Source organism: Pseudalkalibacillus sp. A8, assembly GCF_045920555.1.
Classification (GTDB): domain Bacteria; phylum Bacillota; class Bacilli; order Bacillales; family Fictibacillaceae; genus Pseudalkalibacillus.
The window spans coordinates 4,603,888-4,623,992 of sequence record NZ_CP174509.1; the positions used below are offsets into that span (position 1 = coordinate 4,603,888).

Here is a 20,105-nt window from a genome sequence, read left to right on the forward strand (position 1 = left end):
AGTAGTAGCTGATCCTTGTTTTTTAATTTTGTTCAATTTCGCATTCCTGCTTACAAGTCATTTTGTTTGAGAGACCGGGCTGTTATCCGTCAACCGTTCTGTAAAAAATGACATCCCCCGTTTGAATGCAGTCAATCCATACAACATGGAACTCCAATCAATCAAGGTGATTTTAGTCGGATACCATCGATCTTTTCGTTCCAGATGCCACCAGGAATAGCGGTGCAACCCGAAATGGTATGAAGCTCGAAACTTTTTTTCATCCTCTGGATCATCAGGGTTCGTATAAACATCATAAGGAAAATGGAGTTGATAAAGAGCGTATAGATCGTGAATCCCTGCAGGATAGACAGGCAAGAACCCTGCTACGATATAAGCAGACGCGATGTCACCCGGTGCATTATTGACTTTATCTGCATGATAACCCCCGTGCAGTCCATCATTCGGTCCAGCACCATACCCCCATACAAAGGATGGCACATCATCAAGCTCTTTCCATTTCAGACGGTCAACGTGACATGCATTGGTGTAGAAGTCTTTATACACCTCGCTTTTAGCGTATTCCTGCACGAGATAATAAGGAAATTGATGTACAAATGATGACAGGAAGGCGTTTTGATCATTATCTGTCAATACCGGGATATCACGATACTTGGCTTTTGGAAGCTCGGTCAATTTCTGTTCAGTAAAATTACTGTACCATAGTGTTTGGATATCTTCATTTTCCGGGTTGCCCAACAAGGCAAGATGAGCAACCAGCGCATATTCGTTGAAAGCAGGCAACGGAGCTGTTCCAGCACCGTCATTCACGATCATGTTGATGACACCATTTTCCTTATCAGCGACCACTACACTCCATTCGATCTGCTGCAACAGTTTTACAGCCATTTCTTCTATCTGTGGGGCAGTCTCCTTGAAATGTTTTCCTGCGAAGAGCGCCCCTGCTACCAATAAGGAAGTATCGATCGTCGATATCTCCGAATTGAGGTTTTCACCTGTCTCCATATCGACGAAATGGGCATAAAATCCTGTCGCAGCATCACGGGCTGGTTGACAACCTACTATTTCACCCATCACACACTTCAAGGTAACAAGTGCCTTTTCAGCAGCTTCTGCATCCCAACCTTCCATGTCTGCGACACATAAACCGATCAAGCCGACGCCAGTAGCTGCAATCGAGCATCTGTAATCAGGATTTTCGCCGAATGTCATGTAGGCATCAGCATACAAACCTGTCCGTGGATTACGTGAAGCATCCAGCAATGCATAGGAATCTTGATATTGGCGATCGAAAAAGGTTTTGACATCGGGAGGCAAGTATTGATAAAAATCCGTCAAATCGCTCATCTTCATAACCCCTTCCTAAACTTTATTGTAAATCCTATCGAATTTTTCATGGCGGCCTTCTAGACGTTCGGCTGCTTCATGCCGCTCTTCTTCCCGAAGTTTATTTACGTGTTGCGGGAATTCGCCTCTGGTATGGTAAGGTCCGCCTTCGTGGATGACATTCCACATCGGATCGATCGGATAATCGGAAGTTACCATCTGCTCTGCGACCCATTCGTCGAGGAGCCTCAATCCCTGCCCGACGATATCGGGACGTTCTTCAACTAGATTGTTTGTTTCATGTGGATCATTTTCGATATCGAACAACATCAGATCAGGAAAGTCTTTCAGCCCATCATGATATGTCCGGATCAGCATCCAATTATCGAACCTTACTGAACGTTGACAACTCCAAGCAGCCTGACTGACCACAAGATAAGGCCTTCCCGCCGATTGCCCATCCGTAAGTGCCGGCAGAAAGCTTTTACCGTCCCATTTTTTACGAGGTTCAGCCCCAGCCATTTCCGTCAGAGTCGGTCCAAGGTCGACTTGATAATGGAAATCTTCATCAACTTGTCCTTGACGTATTTCTGGACCAGCCATGATCAGAGGGATTCGGCTCGTTATATGATCCGCTGTCTGGTGGTCACCATACACATTCAGTTCACCCTGGTTTTCACCATGGTCAGCAGAGATGATGATGATCGTTTCCTCGAGCAATCCTTCCTCTTCTAAAGCATGGAGAATCATCCCGACATGATCGTCAACATGACGGATGGCTGTATCATATCCGTCGATCCATCTCTTGAAATCTTCACGAGAATGGATTTCCTGCGGCAGATCTGGCCATTGATTACCAGCAGGGACGTTCCTTGCACTCATCGGTCCGAAACTCTCCTGATGCTTGGCGATGATCTCGTCTGTCAACCATTCTGGAGCTGGATCGTTTTTGAAAGGGTTTCCATAAGATTCCGGGGTTCGATATGGTGTATGAGGATCCCAAAAATTGAGATACAACAACCAGTCTTGTTTTTCTGTCCCACGCCCCTTGATCCATCTTAGAGCTTCTTCTGTAACTTCTCCTGCTGTTTCTCCAGCATGCTTGCCAGTATCAATCATCTCAAGAAACCCTTCCACTACATCCCAGTTCGCATGTCGGCTAGGAAATGGACTGATCATAGCGGTATGATGACCTTTGAATCTCATCACATCCACCCATGCTTGATATGGGGAATGGTGATAATTGAATGGCCTCTCTGAACCGATTGGACGGTTATCTGCTTCAAGGCCGCCATGATTTACAGCACCAGTATGGATGCCGAAACGAGATTTGAACATCGCATTTCGTGAAGGAGCACATGGGGCATCAGATGCATAATAATTCGTAAAGGATGTACCTCTTTCTGCAATTCTATCAATATTAGGTGAGGTATTCCTATGATAGCCATAGCACCCTAGATGATCAGGACGTAATGAATCGATATCAATATATAGGATACGCATGATAATCTTCCTTTCTTTCATGTTTTCGATTTGTACAATTCATAGAATCAATTGATTTTTTTGATCAATGGCAGGATTGAATGATTTCAGCACTAATCCTAGATATTACATAGTCCCTCCTTTTCGTTTATAATAAAAGAAAAGACTCTGACTGAACATAAACAAAATTTATATGTTTGTACAATTCATAAATTTATTTATCCGGAGTGGTAAACGATGTTGAAAATCTATGGAGTTTATCATGATGTGGACCCTACCTGGCGTACCGAGAAATCCCGCGGTTTGAATACCCTCGTATACGTTACGGAAGGAAAAGTCCATTACTTTATTGAGGATGAGCAATTTGAATTGGAAAAAGGCGATCTATTATATATCCCTTTCAATCTGTACCGAGCATGGAAAAACCATCCGAATGAAACTCATAAAAAATATACGATCGTTTTTTCCTGGGAGGATCAAGCACAAGAAGAACTTCCGATTTTTACTGAAAGGAACCGGTTATTGAATTTCAAGCCGAGAAATTCCGCCTATTTCGAACAGCGTTTTGCGTTTCTGTTTGTACAATGGTTAGGCCAAAGGTCTTTCTATGAGCGATTGTGCCATAACGTCATGTCGGAACTTCTACTGCTGCTCTCACAAGAGAAAACGGAGAGGAATGCATCTCCTGCCAAAGAACAGATCGTAAGAAGGATGCAAGAGTATATCCTTTATAACTTCCGGCGGAATATAACCATCGATGAGTTGGCTTCAATAGTGGATGTGACACCTAATTATGTCACCATCCTATTTAAAGAAGTCATCGGCGTCACACCGATTCAATATCTGCACCAGATCCGTATCAATACAGCATGGGATCTGATGACAGATACAGACATGACGATCAGAGAGGTCGCAGAATATCTTGGATACTGCGACCAATCTTATTTCAATCGCATGTTCAAAAAATGGATGGGTACTGCACCTTCACGAATGAAGTCTTAGAAGTGATGATGTTGGTAATCTACCATTTACCAACATAAATTCATTGTTTACCAATAAAATAAACAACTTAACCAACAATTTCTGGCACTTTACCAACAAAATCATGTCCTTACCAATATTTCGTGTAAAAATACACTTGACTAAAATATAATCTATTAAACGGTTACTACACTTGACTTGGATAGGTTACGGACTTCATCTGCCGTTACTTCTCTTCCAAGATGGTCGGATAAATAGATACCTTCACTGATTAACATGGTATCCAGGGCAATCTGTGGTGTCGGAAGAAGATCCACACGGCCTTGAAGGGCTGCAATCCAGTGATGTTGTGAAGAATCATAAGCGTCTGTGTTTTCCCTTAATTGATGCCATCGGTAATCAGATTGGTCTCCGGGAAAAACAGTGTCCACATCCAAGTCACACATCGTAGTATGGTAACTTAACGGCGTCCTTTTTCCATTATGAACCCCGCGTATGCGGATTCCACCTTTAGACCCGACAATGCTGCTTCCATCGAATTCATTCAGATGGATCGCCCAGCTCTCCAGAATATCAAGGGAAACCCCATCCTTAAACCTGACATAGCCTGTTGCCACTTCCTCAGTATCGAATCTGCAGATCTCCCTTCTTTTCGGGTCCATATCCATTTCTTGATAGACATTTCCGGTGATTGTAGACACCTCTGGCATATCCATCAAGTACAAGAGCTCGGATATATGATAAACACCCATATCGAATAATGCTCCGCCGCCTGCGGTTTCTTTTCTCGTAAAGAACTCTGTGCCAAACCCATCTACGTATGGTCTACCTCTCCTTCTATAGCCAGCTGAACGTGCATGAAAGATTTTACCGAGCTTGCCCTCTTCAATGAGCACTTTGGCTGCTTTCGTTTCTCTCAAATAAAGATTACTCAGTTGGATATGAAGCTTTTTCCCACATTGCTGGGCCATTTGAAGCATATCACTTCCATCAAGATAAGATCCTGCGATCGGCTTTTCACAATAGACATGTTTACCCGCCTGTAACGCTTCTATTGTGACAGGTGCATGATAGTTATTATGAAGGCATACATCAACTGCATCCAGATCATCCCGTTCAAGCATTTTACGAAAATCGGTATACTTGTTCGCTATGTTGTATTTTTCAGCAACACGATCCAGCTCTTTCTCATTGATATCGGAAGCAGCGATCACCTCAACTCCAGGGATTTTCGAATAAAACTCCAAATGTTGTTTTCCTATTATACCGACGCCGATAATGCCAACTTTGATCGTTTCCAAATTGAATTCTCCTCTCTTGGCCCTTTAGAGTGATAGGACAGGTGATCGGTGTTTCAATGCTCGTCTGACAGAAGCAAGCTGCCACTCGACTTCTATATACTCATTTACGCCGGAATGGTGTTCAACGCCCAGACAACCTTCATATCCGGAATCAAATAAAATATCGATCTTCTCATCACACTGAGGAATCGTCCATGCAGCCATATGTGTATGGAACGTATAAGGGGCACAAAGCCGATCACCATTTTCTTTATCAACATCCCAATTGTCAAAATGGAGCAGGATGCCGAATGCCGGATCATTGACTGCGTCAAACACTTTTTTGATATTGGCTGGAACTCTGGATGTACCCCAATGGTTTTCAGGGCCCACTTTATAACCACCTTCTCTTGCTCTTGAAGCATATTCTTTATACCGATTGACCGTATACTCAAATTGTTCCTCACTCATATCGATGTCATGGCCCCCCATATCGATCCGTATTGTTTCAGCTCCAAGGACTTCCGCAGCCCGAAGATTTTTCAAGGCGTTCTGATAGTTTTGCTCTCTTTTTTCAGGATTTTCTTCCCATAGATGAGCGCCATCCACGCATAGGTTGGCAAGAGTCAGACCTTTTTCATCCATTGCTTCTCGCACTTTTTTTAAATAATCTTCATCCGTGTTGAGTAACATACCATTCCAAATGTCGGCTTTGTTTAAGTGATAGCGGTACTTGATACTTTCCAAATAGCCGAACACATCCATTTTTCCTTCTTGTAAAAGTCCATGAAAAGCGAATGATGCAATCGAAATGTTCATGTACATATCCTCCGATTCTATTTTTCATTAAACTCTACTAAAAAACGGCTTACTCCTTTATATCCCTATTCCTTCACGCTTCCAACACCTCCTTAAAGAAAACATAGAAAACCCAAGCTTTTAGCGGTGGCTGTACCTTTGATGCAGCTCTAGATGCATGATTGTCTTTAAGTAAAAAAAAACAGAGCACACCCATAATGCTTTTGATGTCTCTGCTTCTAGTTGAATTTTATGGAATTTATGATAGAACTATAGATTCACTTAAAGGAAACTGTTAAATGGTCATCAACTTTCGCATGTTTTTTTGAAACAACATACGCTACATCTCCATTCAACTCCACAACGTAATCATCACTTTCCGCAATTTCACGATCAGTATCAAATGCGATGATATCTTCGCTCTGTGTGAGACGGAAATCTATCCGATCGTCCTCTACATTTTGGATTTCTGCTGTAGAGTAAAGGATTTTCACATCCCCAAAGGAAACATCAACAGGAAGCATGACCCCGTCTTTGCTTTGCAACTCCAGTAAACGACCATCAAAAAGCTTTGTTTCATCCTCATAAAGATGCAGTTCCTTATCAAACCCATCAAGGTTCAAAAGATGGATGAAGCGTTCCCTCTCCTTCGTTGCGGTAGAAGTCGTGAATATCCCATGATACTTGCAATCATGTTGGAGTGCAGGTTTCGCACCAAGCTTTTCTAATGCTTCTTTATAAAAACCGATATTACAATTGTAATTGGTTGATATCACGATCGCCCTTCCATCACCCACTCTCGTATCGAAACCGCATACTTCATCGGTTCCATATACGCGGATGATAGGTGCTGCCTCTCCAGAATCAAAAACCTGGGCAATATGGGTCCTGATTTCAGGACGGGTTTCAGCCCAGTTATCCCCATAAACGGATAATGCGTAGTGTTGGGATGCTTGTCGAAAGCCAGTCGGCTTCACACCAAGAGCTTCAGCAAATATGGTGCATGGTTCACCTTCCAAATCATATGTTGGTACTTGTCCGTAAAGAAGTATATTTCCACCATCGCTCAGATAGTCAGCAAGTTTTTGCTGTAGTCCCTCATCCATATATAGAGCGGAAGCTAAAACTAGTACAGGTGTCGATTTTGGATCGATCGTCCTATTCTGTACATCGATAGAACCGAACCGGTAACCAGCAAGCAGCATCGCCCGAGCCATGTTATCCCATGCCGCCGAAGCACGATTAGCTTCGATATTCTGGTACATTTCTTTGATCTTCTCACTATTCGGGTAACGTGATTCTGTCATGAAGTAGTCCGGAATGAAGGCGAATGAAACATCATCATGTTCCTCTTCCATTACAGCAAGTTTATCGGCAACTGCCATCATCGTTTTTGTAGCACGTGCCATCCTCAGAAACGTATAATTCAGTTCTCCTTCTGGACTTATAGGAGCCGCGAATCCATGCCGCTCTCCGGTATGAGCGATTCTGTCATTTCCATCGTCAAATTTCTGATCAAGGCGATAGTTTCTTCCACCCGTGAACAGGTAATAGTTGATAAGGCGGTTGCCTTGTGCGATACACATACGCAACTTGAAATCTGCAGCAGATGGATCGTACCGGCTGCTAAGGGTTTCCCCGAAATTCCCATCCCCGCAATTAAATTCGACCGAGGTCAGAGGCTGGTCTGGATTGTGTACAGCATCCATGAATCCATTGATCAAATAGAGATCCTGGAAAGTACTCATATCCAAATCGCCGAAATAGATATCGGAACCAGAAATGTAGCCTTGTGCTTGTGTGTAAGACTCATAAAGTTGACTGATCCCGATCGGGTATGTCAATGTGCGGCCTCCCCCTGTGCCATGTATGTTGATGACAAACGGCACATCTTTTACCCCGAATTCTTCTGCATATGAGCGAAGGGTTGTGACATACCTGGCAAAACGGTTCCTCATATAACAGCCGAGATCGTGATGAAGGGAAGGAGAATAATCTTCCTTCGGAGAGCGGATGGAATCATTCCGTATCACTTCATTCTCCATTTCGAACGGATAACGGTGTCTCAATTCTTTAGGATCATAACGTTCCTTCAACCATGCAGTGAAATCATCTAGGACATGATCGGTGAGGTCCGGGCTGTTGCTGACCCAAGAAAGCATCCCTATTTCATTGTCGAGCTGCACCCCGATGATGTTCCCTCCTTTTGTGTATAACCTTGGGGCAATGACGTCCATGACCGCTTCATACCATTTCTTCGTTTCTTGTAAAAATGCTGCGGCGAGATAATCGAGCGTCTTAGTCGCAACCTGCTTTCCGTCCCAAGTGATTGGTACGACTTCCGGGTGTTTCTCTATCACCCAATAAGGAATCCCTTCATTTTTCATCTCAGCCATTATAAATGGTCCTGGACGGACGAAGAAATAAAGGTCATTCTCTGCACATAAATCGATGAATCCTTTCAAATCCAGTTCGTGGCGCGACTTTCCTTCCAAATCGAACTCCCCTTCAACCGGTTCATGACAAAGCCATGGGACATAAGAGGCGACAGCATTACAACCTGATGCTTTCAGCTTATCAAGACGGTCTTGCCATTCTTCCCGATCCAAGCGGTAATAATGGATTTCACCACACATGATGATTTTGGCTTCCCCATCTATGAGAATCTGCTTGTTTTTGATATCGATCATTTTATACCCTCCAATTTCCTCTCTACTTGTCATCCATTTTCAAACCTTCCTCTTGTCTTTCATCAATTTTCCTAAACATCATTTGTGCAACCCATGTGAGGAACAGCGCACTAAGACTTCCACCGAAAAAAGGGAAAAGGGTCGGAAGAAGAAACATGACGAAACCGATGAATGTTATCCCAGAAATCGCCGTAAGACTCTTCAAGGGATGCAACATCGCAATGAAGATCGTATTCCTGAACAGATGGATAAGCGTCAATTTATAATGAGCGAATACTGGGAAAATCATCACCAGGATCAAACCATAAACGAACAGGAGCATGATGGTGAACGATTTCAAAAGAAAAAAGAGCGTCGTATCCGAGGATGAGAAGAATATATAATCCAAATATAAAATAATCCCCAATCCAGCCATGATCCATCCGAAAGCATTGGCCTTCCAAAAATCGTTCTTATACGTTTTCCAAAACAAAGAGAATACGGAAAAGTCATCCTCCCCTCTTACCCAGCGACGAATCAAAACGAACATGGCTGACGTTGCCGGGAAAAGGCCGAGGATCACCAGCCCAAGTACGGTGAACACGATCCACAATACGTTTACATAGGCCATCCTCGTGATCCATTCAAATAATACAAACAACTTACCTTTGAAATTGGTACCTTTCAACACATCAATCCGCTCCATTATTGTATTTGGCACTGTCAGTCTTCTTTGTTGTTCTTCGAAATTCGCCTGGCTCGCTGTTCCCGCAGGAGTTTCGTGCATTTCGCTAAAATTTAACAGCCTAATTTAAAAATTGAACCGCCCGACGATTGCTTCAACCCGTTACGGATTCTCTCAATCGTTTGATGACGACCGTTTTCGGCTCACTGATCTCTTTGAATATGATCGTGTCTTTATCTGAAGAATCATCCGAATCTGCCATCCAGCTGTCATCGCACCTTAATTTCACAGACCCTTCAGGTCCGACCGGATGCAGGGTCATTTCGATTTGATCATTGTCTTCCGCCAAACGAGTCAGTTCTACTGTCGCAAACTCGATCGTCAAACCGTCGGTAACTTCATAGTTTCTGAGATAGATTGCCGAAGATCTTGGCGGCAGGACAACCTCTTCCTCATCAAACAACGGTTGACCATTTTCATAGATGACAGCAGATCGTTCCACTTCATCATAATTTCCGACAAAAAGGAACGATTCAACTCCGTTCTTCCGTTCTACGAGCGATAGGTCAGGATCCGTAGACTGCAAATGTGTATTGATCTCCATTCTGTCTGCAATTTTCTTGATGACATCCAATTGATAACTGTAATCATGCCCGATCGCAATTCCTAACACGAGGACATGTCCTTTTCCGTAAGGTTTCTTATAAGCCGCAACCTCATTTCCTCCTGATCGGGTGAATGCCGCGATGGGTTCACCATCAAAGAAAGTGAAGCGCAGCCGTTGTTTGATATTGACGGAATCAATATCTAATACATCTACATAATCCGTACCTCCGACGACCTGCCATTCCCCAAGGTCGAGTTCATCAGCTAGTATTTTACACGTGTTCCCTGAGAGATCTTTTGTCGGAATCTCCGGATAAAGGATGAGATTCCCTCCTTGTTTTACATACTCAGCAAGGCGTCTCTGCAGCTTTCCATCCATCCTTTTGCTTGAAAACACCCATAAGGAAGGAACGTCTTCGACCGGGATGTCTTTCAAAAGATCAAGGGCTTCGAATTGGATATTCGTGCTGACCAACAATCGGAGTATTCCATCATAGGAAACGTGATCCCGTTTTCCGATTGAATCGCCGAGCATTCCTCTGTCACGGTCCTCAACCACTTCTGTCATATAATCATCCGGATTGAAACCGACGTAGGTATGTACTTTTTTCTGTGAATTTATCAATCTCGTACCGATCGTTTTGAAAACATTCCCTAAATGTTGCGCTTTATGGTAGTTGGGGCGTAATCCGCCTTTTGAATCGATCGGTGCTTGCCACTCATGCCTTCTTCCGAAAAGTCCGAGATTTTCATAGTTTTCTCCTGCCACAAACATATAGTAGTTTAATGCGTTCATCCCATGCGCGACGCAAGTACGTGTGTTCAAATCCAAGTCCTGCGGGTATAACCTTGGCCGATCCGCCAATCGTCCAGATTGGAATTCTGCTGAGAAAACAGGCTGGTCCTGCTGTGATATCGCTCTTGTGAAAGTGGTTGATAATACGAGATCATGATAGTTGTCGTAGCCGATCCTACCAGGATAGAAATCTCCGGCAATGGCGACATCATCAAATTTAGCCGTGCGATACAATTGGGATAACCCGATCGGATAGTGGATCCCCCTGCTGTAAATCGAAAAATCAGTGAATCCGTGCACATTGATGATGAACGGAACGGTTATTCCTGTATCCTTCGCAAATTGCCGCAGATCCCCCGTATAATCCCTGATGTATTCCCTTCTGAATTCGCCCCATTCATAATGGAAGGAAGGGTAATCTGCAGGCAGCTCCTTCTTATAGGTTTCAAGGAAACTTGTAAAAGACTGTTCTTCAACTTGGTAGTGTGAGTTGAACTTGTCGATCGTGCCATATTTAGTTTCGAGATAGTCACCAAATTTCCCAAGCGTATCCGGGTTGTAATCAGAACTGTTGCTTACCCAATGGAACATGCCGATCTCATTGCATAATTGATACATGATGATCGGCCCGTCTTGTTCGATTTGCTGCGGGGTGATCAGTTCGTTCACTGCTTCATACCACTTTTTCGTCTTTTCCAAAAATACGGGATGCCTGTATGAAACGACCCGGGTTCCATGTTCGTCTCCATTACGTTTTCGTGAAATCACCTCTGGGTATGAGTCCAGAAGCCAATCGGGAATGCCATGGAATCGGACTTCGGCCATTACATATGGGCCTGGTCGGACAATACAATAGAGACCGTATTCTTTTACGAATTCCAAGAAAGATTTCAGATCTCTTTCGGCTCTAGTTTCACCTGTAAAGTCATAAACGCCTTCCTCGATTTCATGCCACACCCATGGGACATACGAACTGACCAGGTTACACCCAGCCTTTTTCAATTTGTTGAGGCGATCCTTCCATTCGCTTTTAGGAACACGATAGTAGTGTAATTCTCCACCATAGAGTAACTCTTCTTTTCCGTCGATGATAAATTTCTTCTGCTTCATTCCAACTGTCATGAATTGTTTCCTCCTTGGAATTCCTCTCCCATTAATTTGTTTTGATCAGTTGCTCTGCCAGTTCATTCAAATTGTCATAACTGATTTGCAAGCTGTCCATCGGATCACCTGGGCACTCATCCTGCTCGACTGCATACCATTCGACACCATTTCCTTCTCCCCAGGCCAGAATCGGCTTGAAATCGATTGACCCTGTACCGATCTCAGCATATGTCTGGTTATCGTCAAGCGTCATATCTTTAAGGTGGATGATCGGCATCCGATGAGCATATTGTCTGATGAAATCTAATGGGTCATGCCCTGTTTTCTTGACCCAATACGTATCGATTTCCGCCAATATGTGATTATCTTCGACAGGATCAAGCATAAATTCTAACGCTGATTTCCCGCCGATCATCGTCTTAAATTCAAAATCATGGTTATGGTAGCTGATCCTGTATCCTTTCCCTTCAAGTTTTCGCGCGATCCCATTCAAGTCCCATTTTATAGCTTCATAGCTTTCAATAGTCCTAAGTGCTTCTTGTACATAAGGACAGACGATGTCTTTCGTATGGAAAGCTTCCGCTTCTTCCACCACTGCCTGCAAATCCTCCCGCAATCGCTCAATACCAACATGCATACCTGCAGCTTTTAGACCGGTTTCTTGCAAAACAGCCGAAATTTCTTCCTTCGAATAACCGAAAAGTCCGCTGATTTGGACTCCAGACCAACCCATATCCTTCAATTCTCTCAATACACCTGGAAAATCATCCTTGAGCAAATTTCTCACTGTATACAATTGAGCTGCAAATTTGTGCTTCATAATAAAAAACTCCTCATCCAAGTTTTTAAAATGTTCCTTTGACATCAAGCGTCTTATTTTCAACCTTTTCTTCATCATAAGCCGACTGATCAATCCTGTCCTTTAACATTCCATAGAAGCGATCTTCATCAAGTGGAAGATCAATCCATGCATTTGTCCAGGTTGATAAATGCATCGCATTGGATAATGTCAGTCCTTTGATCCCTTCTTCACCCGGAGCAATCAACGGACTACCGTGAAGAATCGCCTCGACCCAATTGGCAATGATCCCTTCATGTCCTGTTTCGATCCCGTGTACCGGTATCTCGCACCTCCAATTTTCTGGTAGGCCGAAACCGCCTTTCCACTCCTGATTGAACTGTGTTTCTGAAACCCGGTTCCGCCAAAAAGTGATCTTATTATCTTCGACGACCATTTTGCCTCGATCCCCATAGATCTCAAACCGATTCGTCTCCGGAGCCATCCCGGTAGAGGTGACGAACAAGCCGGTCGCTCCGTTTTTATATTCCACATAAGCTGTCACATCATCTTCCACTTCAACATTTCGATATTTCCCAAAATTGCAGAACGCCCGTACTCGTTTCGGCATCATGTTGATCGACCACTGCCATAAGTCAAGCTGATGGGGACACTGGTTGATCAGCACTCCGCCGCCTTCTCCAGCCCAGGTAGCCCGCCATGATCCGGAGTCATAATAGCTTTGGGAACGATACCAATCGATGATCCAGATTGTCCGTCTGATTTCACCCAGCTCTCCGGAAACGACAAGGTCCCTGACTTTTTGGAATACCGGGTTCGTTCGCTGGTTGTACATGATCGAGAAGACTTTATCTGCCTTCGCCGCCGCTTCGTTCATCTCCCTGACTTGTTTGGTATAGACACCCGCTGGTTTCTCACAAAGGACATGAAGGTTTTTTCCGAAAGATTTCATGGCGATTTCTGAATGTTGGTAATGAGGGGTAGCAATGATCACACCATCGACTCGAGCAGAAGAAATCAATTCATCCGGGGTTTGATAGACCTCCACATCCTCCCCCAGGTTTTCATTTGCCCATTTCCGCCTTTCTTCACTTGGATCACAGACAGCCGTCAATTCAGCTCCTTTGATCCGATGATTCAAAATCATTACTGAATGGGCTGTTCCCATATTTCCGATTCCGATGATACCTATTCGAACGTTTTGCATATTCTCACACTCCAAATAACCTTTTACTCTATTTAACGGCTTAGTTTTTGTTCGAAACGTTTCAATAAAGTTGTAAAAATTTTTATCCACTGCAGAAAACATCAGATCTTTTAAACAATTTCTTACTCACCAGTGATACCGGTTTTATCAAGTACTTCAACAAACCATTTCTGTGCAAACATATAGAGGACCAATAATGGAAGGATGACTAAGACTGTTCCGGCAAATTTGATCGATTCATTGATATCAGCACCGTTACCTTCACCACCAGCTGATGAATAAAGGGCTTTGAACGAATCATTGAACTCCTTCAGCTTCAATGGCAGTGTCGACATGCTATCCCCTAAATAGAGGGAAGCCGTATATGTCTCATTCCAATGCCATACCAAAGAAAACAAGAAAACCACTACCAGGGCCGGAATGGAGATCGGCAGTATGATTCTGAAAAAGATGGTCAGGTAATTCGCTCCATCCAATTGTGCAGACTCATCAAGAACTTGCGGTATAGATTTAAAAAATTGCGTGTAGATCAGGATGAACAGCGCACTCTTGATCCCTCCTGCGAAAATAGCCGGTAAGATGAATGGCAATGATGTACCCAGCATTCCATATTGCTCGAACATAAGGAACATCGGGATCATGACAATCTGTGTCGGGATAATAAAAGTAAGGAGCATCAGTCCAAAAAGTATAGTTTTTCCTGGAAACCGGAACCTTGCAAATCCGAACCCCACAATCGCACACGATACCATTTGTGCAATCGCCGGCAAGACAGAATTCATAAGGGATGTCAGAAATGTTTTCGGAAACTCGAGGACATTCCACGCCTTTACAAAATTATCAATATACAATTCTCTCGGAATCCATAAAACCGTTGGATCCAGCAAATCTTTTAAACTTTTGAAGCTTTGTGAAACCATATATAGGATTGGATACAAATAAATGAATCCTACACTGATCAACAGGGTATAGATGAAGGCTTTGAAAACCAAGCCGTCATTTCCCTGCATTCCCAATAATAGCTTCTTCATGCGAGTTCCGATCGTATTCACTTTCTTAAAAAATGTTTTATTTGTGGCGTATTCAAGTTTCATAAGGTGTCCACATCCTACTTGGTTAAGATTTTTTGAATTCCAATCTTTCCTTCCTTGTGAACAGGAAAATCGAGATAAGCAAAATGACGAAGATGACCATGAAATAGATCCACGACAGTGCAGTCGCATAGCCGAATCCTGTCTCCACTTTAAACATGTTTTCTTTGATCAGCACGATGACGTTATTCAACGAATTCGTTGAAAGATCGACTGTTGTATAGATGATATTGACAAGGATGAATGGCTTGATGCTCGGCAAAGTGATCTTCCAAAAGATTTCCCATGGCGTCGCCCCATCGATCGCTGCCGCCTCATAAATCTGTTTATTCACTTTCTGTAAGCCGGCCAGAAAAATCAAAATTTGAACACCCGAATACCAAAGGATGATGATGAGCTGCTCTATGACATTGATGATCGGCGCGGCCCATGAAGGACTTAAATTGGCATCTAAAAAGTCGATAATTCCGTATCTTTCTATGATTGGAATGGTTGTAGCTCCTTGTGCAAACAGTTCATTGACGACCTCCCCACTGGTTATGATGACGGGAAGGAAAAAAATTGCTCTGAAGAATCCTTTCATCCGTATCGGTTGATTGATCATCAAAGCGACAATGAGCGAAAAGACGATGACAATCGGAATCAGCAGCACGACAGACTTCAGGAACATGATCAACTCTTCTAAAAAATGAGGGTCTGATAGAAAAGCGAATTTGTAGTTTTCCCATTTCAAAAAAGTTGTCTTGATACCGGAAGCTGTCACATACACCTTATTGAAACTCATGAAGAGGGAGTAGAAGAGCGGATACGCCATGAAAAGCACGAACCCGATCAACCATGGGAGTATGAACATATATCCCGTAAAATATTCTCTGGTTTTACGATTGAACGATGGCATATTCATCTATTCCCCTCCCTCGATCAATTTGAAATCAAGCGCTTCGATTTGATGATCATCGGCCTTCATCTTTTTTGTGTTGTAGTTGACGATGATCTTCACATCATTGGAGTACGTGACTTCGACAACCCCGAGTCCAATGACCTTTCGATTTTCAATCGTTGCGTTCTGTACTTTCTTCAGAGCTTCATTGACCATTTTATACTGGCTGACGACGTCTTCGCTCCAATCCTCATATGAAGATGTAAAAAGATCCTTAGACGGTGTGTTTTGCAGTTTCCAAGACGATTCATGGGTCAAATAAAAGGATGGATAGGCGCCATACTCAATCATTCTTAAGAGTTGTTTCTTTGGATCTGCATGATAATTTGAAAACGTCGTATAATAATTGATGTATCCATGCATGACGATTTGAAGGAATGGAACAGTGTCTGTTTCATACACGTATCGTGATGAGGTCATAGGAATACTGAAGATTTCATCACTGTATTTGAATAAATAGTCATTAGGTTGATAGAATGATAGCCTTTTTAATTGATCCGATAATGTATCAGCCAGTTCTTTATATTTTGAAGCTGATTCTCCTCTGGAAAGCCTGCTTTCAGAATGATGGTCTGAAAACAAGATCGATCCGGTGTCATCGATCGATATTGCATTTATTCCCAATTTGTCAAAATGCTTTATATCTTCCTTTACAATTTCCAAAGCTTTCTCAGGATTCATATAATTGATTTTCAGATCAGAAAATTTTTCATCTACCAGGTTGTTGGAAAATGAATATTCCAGGATTCTATTGCTGATCCGTCTTACGCCATCCACTTCAACGTCAAAATTATCCTGATCTCCATATGCTTTCGTATAATTCGTATAAAGGTGGAGAGGGATCCCTTTCTTATCCAGGTGACTCTTCAGTTCTTCAAGTTTTTTTTCACCGCCCAGGTCATCCTCGACCGGGAATTTCACAGGATTTCCTCCAGTCAATCCTCCCTTATTCCATCCTCGGAATACAGCGGTCATCTCCTTGACACCTGATCTGGTCAGGTCATCGATTATCCTTTTAGCTTGATCGAACGTCGTCATCGATACAAGGTTTTGGCCAATCAGTCCAGGCTCCATTTCTCCGCCAAGGAACTCGATTCTCACAGGGACATCCCCTTTTTGATCCTTACTGCCCTGAACCTTTATCTGATCATTCTTGTCCAAATAATTCCGATAGGTTTTAGCCATGCCTACGTAGTCGGATTCATTTTCTGATAAGAATACGTATCGGATTTCTTTGTCTTCATGCAGCCTCTTTTTTTGGAAGGTATTGATTCCTCCCATACTCTTACTTGTAGGCTGGAAATACGGATACCGGACAATGAATCTCGGAGATAGCCAGTTGAAATCCGTATTGACTCCACTTGGATAAGCGACAATTTCAGAATTGAATTGCCCCTTTTCAATGATGCCGAGGAAGCCATTTTTCTGAACACCATGCACCATGCCAAAGACCGGTATGGAAATCGGCTGTGGCTTGACCTCCAAGTCACCATGCGATTCTACTGCTTCATCCTTTCCGTAGATTTTTCCTATGAAAGGACTATCATATAGAGGATGTTCATCTTGATAGCGAATTAGTGCGCCGCTTCCGTCAGGAATGAACATATATCCTGGAATATCTTCCTTTTTCACTGCTCCTAGAAAAGGGAACAGCTGGACAGAAGCGATTTTTTGTTCCCCATTTTCTTTGAAAGCCTCATCAGGCATCCGAACAACTACTGAATCATCTTCCAAAACAACTTCAATAGACATGTCAACGTTTACTGTTTCTAGATTAAAGTCAGCTTCAAATCCATCTTTAGTATGTTCAAAGCGACCGACTGAGCCTTTAAGAGATACATAGCTTCCGGATTTAAGCATTTTATCTTTATTGAAGTATTGGACAACGATCGGTGACATGACGGTTGCTGCCCATTCGTTATTCAATCGAGTATCTTCTAGCGCTGCCTCATCAGGTACAGAGCTCCAAACGTAACCTGTCCTTTTATTTTTAATCATGATGTTCAAGGTTTGTTGAGAAACATAGAGTTCGAGCCTCTCATTTTGGGCTGCTAAGGCGTATCCTTCTGGTATTTCCTTGTTCGGCAAGTCGATTTCCTTTTCTTTCTCAGGTTGGGTGAATTCGTTCCCTTTGAATTGAAATGTACTATGGGTGACTTCTTCATTTTTAATATCCACCTTATTCTTCTTGGTTTCTTCACTGTATCCAATTTGATAGGTTATGAGGATCATCAGGATGATGCTTCCGAGCAAGATGACCATTTTCTTTTTATTAGACACGAAGCTTCACCTCTTGAAAGATAGAGTACATAAAGTCAATCACCTGATTGGAGAGTCCAAATAGGATAAATGAAATAATCCCCAATACGAGCATGCCGGCAACGCTGAGCACCATATTTTTAATCGTCTGGCCGATTTCATAGGAATGAATTTCTTTTACCATCATGAAAAGGAGAAATCCACTCCACAGGATTATCGCTTTTTTAGAGAAGTCATAAATGACAACCTCCATATTCGTCAGCCCTTTTGACATTAATGTGAGGGGGATGGAGAACACAAGATAAGGACTCAATGCATATACCGTTCCGATATATACATTCTTGAGTTTCCCGATTCCATCGTTGATCGTACTGATCAAATAATTACAAATTACCCAGGCAAACAAAGGAATATAGACTTTATAAAGTTCTGTCAGAAGGTTGACTCTTTTCGAATCGACATCACTGAATAATGCATTGGTTTCAAAAATGGCGAACACATGGACGACGAACAGAAACAGCAATAATAGAGTGGCCGAAAATACGGAAGCCCTTTCGTTCGTTTTCAACTCATAATATCCGTCGATTGGATGCCGTAACATACGGAATATGTGTAGCAAGTGGGAGATGATCTCGATTTTCTTGAACTTGTGCCAAAATTCTACCACTTGGCTGCCATATCCATATTTCCTGTAAAGCCGCTTTGCAAGGAAAATCGAAAATGCCAATAAAACGATTCCGACCAATACCCAGGAAACATACTTCATCAACCAATTTCTCCTGATTTCCCAATAGGCTTCTGAAAAACTGTCTTCGTTCCCTGCAAGTCTGAATTCTTCAAGAGCTTTTTCATAATTTCCTTTTTTGAAAGCTGCCTTCCCAATCCCGTTATGAGCGAGGGAAAACATACTATTCCGTTTCAAAACTTCGTTCCAATAGTTTTCACTTTCCAGATACTTCCCATCTGAATTAAGCGAAATGGCTTTATGGATCAGATTGGTGAATTCTGTTGGTTTCAATATTTGAATATTGCTTTGTTTCTTATCAAGAATGAACAGTTTCCGGTCAGAAGAAACAGCTATTCCTGAAGGGGCTTTGAATAAACCCAGCCTTTGGTTACCGGTGTTGAGCCCGCCGAATACGAATAATAGATTTCCGTCTGGATCATATTCGAAGATATACCCTAGATTGGAATCCACTGCAAAGATATTTTTATCCTGATCAACAGTTATATCTGCAATGCTATTTGATGCAGTGACATCTGGCAGAAGATTTTCTCCAGCTACATTTAGTTTTTTGATCGTTTCTGTTTTCAAACCTGCTGTACTTGTATAAATCAGCCCCTCGTCATCAACTGCGACATTCGTCGCAGATGGAGGGAATTTTTTCATCAATTGACTATACTGTTTGTCCGTATAAAGTAGTTTTTGCATCTGATGGATGAAATCGAAACTTGTACGATTCCCACCGTAATACCCCAGAAACTCTCCTTCAGGACCAAACTGGATCAATCCTTGCGTTGATCCATCCCCGACCATGTAGACATTTTTCTGTTTATCTATGATGACTTTGGTTGGATTGAAGGGACTCTTCTTTCCATAAATGACGGAATCCGGTTTTTCATATTCAAAAGCGACCGAACCATCTTTTTGGAATTTGAAAACCTTCTTTTTTTGATAATCCGCAACATATATGGACCCGTCATCATCAACGAACACACCTGTAGGTTTTGAAAGGATGTCCTTACCGACAGTACGCTGGAAATTCCCGAATGAGTCGAAAATGACAACCCTGGAATTACCTGTATCCGCAACATAGATCATGTCATCCTTGTCAATAAATATGTCCTCCGGTTGGAATAAAGGATCACTTTCTCCCGCAACAGGATCCGAATCGTCGGTTTGGATATCAAAGCCATCGATGGTGCCAATCGGCTGATAGGCTGTCTGGGTATAGATCGGGTAGCCGTCTTTATCAAATGTATAGGTGATGTAAGGTGCTTCTGCAGATGCCGTTGATGTACTTGAAAGGACAACAGCAACGGTCAAAAGCAATAGGATCTTAAGCCGCGCCATTTTTTACC

The 20,105-nt window shown here is 42.7% G+C and carries 14 protein-coding genes; 1 reads left to right on the forward strand and 13 read right to left on the reverse strand.

From position 1 onward, the window contains the following. Positions 1-57: 57 nt before the first annotated feature. Positions 58-1,347 (reverse strand): hypothetical protein, encoded by a 1,290-nt coding sequence (locus ACJROX_RS23630; RefSeq protein WP_408007654.1) that lies wholly within the window; start codon positions 1,345-1,347, stop codon positions 58-60. A 15-nt stretch (positions 1,348-1,362) separates the two neighbouring features. Next, positions 1,363-2,829: a sulfatase gene (locus tag ACJROX_RS23635; RefSeq protein ID WP_408007655.1), complete on the reverse strand. Its 1,467-nt coding sequence runs from the start codon at positions 2,827-2,829 to the stop codon at positions 1,363-1,365. A 216-nt stretch (positions 2,830-3,045) separates the two neighbouring features. Here ACJROX_RS23635 and ACJROX_RS23640 point away from each other — a divergent pair, with 216 nt between their 5' ends. Continuing rightward, entirely contained in the window at positions 3,046-3,810 is a 765-nt protein-coding gene (locus ACJROX_RS23640; protein WP_408007656.1) for a helix-turn-helix domain-containing protein, read from the forward strand. A 155-nt stretch (positions 3,811-3,965) separates the two neighbouring features. Here ACJROX_RS23640 and ACJROX_RS23645 read toward each other — a convergent pair whose 3' ends face one another. The 11 genes from ACJROX_RS23645 to ACJROX_RS23695 form a co-directional block, all read right to left on the reverse strand. Further along, positions 3,966-5,090, reverse strand: a complete 1,125-nt coding sequence (locus ACJROX_RS23645) for a Gfo/Idh/MocA family protein (RefSeq protein ID WP_408007657.1) — start codon at positions 5,088-5,090, stop codon at positions 3,966-3,968. Positions 5,091-5,114: 24 nt separating this feature from the next. After that, positions 5,115-5,888 carry a sugar phosphate isomerase/epimerase family protein gene (locus ACJROX_RS23650; RefSeq protein ID WP_408007658.1) on the reverse strand — a complete coding sequence of 258 codons (774 nt, stop codon included), beginning with the start codon at positions 5,886-5,888 and terminating at the stop codon, positions 5,115-5,117. A 257-nt stretch (positions 5,889-6,145) separates the two neighbouring features. Then, positions 6,146-8,557 carry a beta-galactosidase gene (locus ACJROX_RS23655; RefSeq protein WP_408007659.1) on the reverse strand — a complete coding sequence of 804 codons (2,412 nt, stop codon included), beginning with the start codon at positions 8,555-8,557 and terminating at the stop codon, positions 6,146-6,148. Positions 8,558-8,579: 22 nt separating this feature from the next. Further along, complete coding sequence (locus ACJROX_RS23660; RefSeq protein ID WP_408007660.1) at positions 8,580-9,323, reverse strand: YesL family protein; 744 nt, start codon at positions 9,321-9,323, stop codon at positions 8,580-8,582. Between the two features lie 52 nt (positions 9,324-9,375). Further along, entirely contained in the window at positions 9,376-11,745 is a 2,370-nt protein-coding gene (locus ACJROX_RS23665) for a beta-galactosidase (RefSeq protein ID WP_408007661.1), read from the reverse strand. 31 nt (positions 11,746-11,776) lie between these two features. After that, entirely contained in the window at positions 11,777-12,547 is a 771-nt protein-coding gene (locus ACJROX_RS23670; protein ID WP_408007662.1) for a sugar phosphate isomerase/epimerase family protein, read from the reverse strand. 25 nt (positions 12,548-12,572) lie between these two features. After that, positions 12,573-13,733, reverse strand: a complete 1,161-nt coding sequence (locus ACJROX_RS23675; RefSeq protein ID WP_408007663.1) for a Gfo/Idh/MocA family protein — start codon at positions 13,731-13,733, stop codon at positions 12,573-12,575. Positions 13,734-13,855: 122 nt separating this feature from the next. Beyond that, positions 13,856-14,827 (reverse strand): carbohydrate ABC transporter permease, encoded by a 972-nt coding sequence (locus tag ACJROX_RS23680; RefSeq protein ID WP_408007664.1) that lies wholly within the window; start codon positions 14,825-14,827, stop codon positions 13,856-13,858. 22 nt (positions 14,828-14,849) lie between these two features. Next, positions 14,850-15,728 (reverse strand): carbohydrate ABC transporter permease, encoded by an 879-nt coding sequence (locus ACJROX_RS23685; protein ID WP_408007665.1) that lies wholly within the window; start codon positions 15,726-15,728, stop codon positions 14,850-14,852. Continuing rightward, the gene (locus ACJROX_RS23690; RefSeq protein ID WP_408007666.1) at positions 15,729-18,044 is read right to left on the reverse strand and encodes a DUF5696 domain-containing protein; all 2,316 of its coding nucleotides are present in this window, start codon (positions 18,042-18,044) and stop codon (positions 15,729-15,731) included. Further along, entirely contained in the window at positions 18,037-20,097 is a 2,061-nt protein-coding gene (locus tag ACJROX_RS23695) for a YIP1 family protein (RefSeq protein ID WP_408007667.1), read from the reverse strand. The genes ACJROX_RS23690 and ACJROX_RS23695 overlap by 8 nt, the downstream gene beginning before the upstream one ends. Positions 20,098-20,105 lie beyond the last annotated feature (8 nt).